General features: G+C 62.6%; 1 protein-coding gene. It reads left to right on the top strand.

Annotated elements, in window-relative coordinates; genetic code table 11:
* Positions 1–270 precede the first annotated feature (270 nt).
* Positions 271–1,701: RNA-guided endonuclease IscB (gene iscB, locus ACWGKS_RS29880; protein ID WP_452525074.1), on the top strand; the 1,431-nt coding region annotated here is incomplete at its 3' end.

Genomic DNA, 1,701 nt, shown 5'->3' with positions numbered 1-1,701 from the left:
ACGCCGAGCTTGGTGAGGAGGGCGAGGAGATCGTGTGCCATCGCGAGGAGCTGCTGTTGTGGGACGGCTCCAGCGTGAAGAACCGCGAAACCCGTGTCTTCCGGACGGAAACGCGCATCGAAACGCCCTACGTAGCGGGATCCTCCGTCTGATAGATGGAAGCCTCGTGCTTCAAGGGGCCGAGGCCGCCGCTACCAGCACATGCCGATACGAGTTCAGAGGTGACTGATATTGGCTACGTTCCGTAAAGGTGGGAAGACCCACCAGGCCGTGCTTCACCAGCGGCCTGCTCTGGAATCCGAATCAGTAGACACCCCCGGGATCAAGGACGAAACGGGGTTCGGAGGCCACTCCACGGCAGCCGTTGCGGGACATGTGCGAGGTGAGACCGGCTCCGCTGCACCTGGCGGTTCCGGCGTTACCCCTGACTTCATCGAGGTCGGGGAGAAGCACCGTGAGGTGCACCCTTCCGTGTTCGTGATCGACAGACATGGACGCCCGTTGGATCCGTGCCGTCCGGCCCGGGCCAGAAAGTTGCTCAAGGTCGGACGGGCGGTCGTACATCGGCGAACACCATTCGTCATCCGGATCAAGGACCGTGAACTCGCCGAGTCCGAAGTGGAGGGTTGTGAGGTCGGAATCGATCCTGGATCCGAACACACGGGGATAGCGGTGTTCGCTGCACGCTCCGGTGTGAGGCATGGCCGGTTCGCCCTCGTGATCGAGCATAGAGGCAGGTGGATCCGCCAGAAGATGGAGCGACGCTCCACCCTGCGAAGAGCGAGGCGCAGCCGGAACCTGCGTTACCGATCGCCTCGATTCCACAACAGACGTCGGGCGCGTGGATGGCTCCCGCCCTCGCTCCGGCATCAGGTGGAGAGTGTGGCGAGTTGGGTGGAGCGGATGGCTCGATGGGTGCCGGTGAGGACGGTTCACATGGAATTGGCGCGGTTCGACACTCATGCTCTGTCCACGGGGCGACCCTTGGAAGGTGTTGAGTACCAGCGCGGAACGTTGCATGGGTTCGAGGCGCGCGAGTATCTTCTGGCCAAGTGGGATCGAAGCTGTGCCTACTGTGGCGTGACCGGTGTTCCGTTGAACATCGACCACATCCATCCCCGTGGCAGAGGTGGATCAGATCGGTTGTCGAACCTGGTCATCGCATGCGGACCCTGCAATCAGGATAAGGACTCACGCTCTCTTCAGGAGTTCCTTCAGGGAAGACCAGGGACCCTTGCCAAGGTTCTGTCCCAGATGAGGGCGCCGCTTCGGGACGCGGCGGTGGTCCAGTCCACAAGGTGGGCTCTGTTGCGGAGGCTGCGGGACGGTTTTCCTACCAGTGTGTCTTCAGGTGGCCGCACGAAGTGGAACCGACACAGGTGGGGACTTCCCAAGTCGCACACCCTGGACGCGTTGGCCCTTGGTGAGCCGAGTGGGGTCAGGGAGGTCGTGTCCACCGTCTTGATCGCGGAGTGCACGGGTCGAGGTAGCTATGCCCGAACCAGGAGCGACCGGTATGGGTTTCCTCGGCTGCTCATGCCCAGGCGGAAGCGCTTCTTCGGCTTCGCTACGGGAGACTTCGTCAGGGCCGTGGTCCCCCGTGGAAAGAAGGCGGGCACTCATGTGGGCAGGGTCGCGGTCAGGGCCAGTGGGAAGTTCAACATCCGTAGCGGTCGAACAGTGGTTCAAGGCGTGCATCAC

Source organism: Nocardiopsis sp. NPDC055879 (assembly GCF_053615935.1).
Note: the sequence above shows the minus strand (reverse complement) of the source record. Positions and strands in the feature narration are given on the sequence as shown.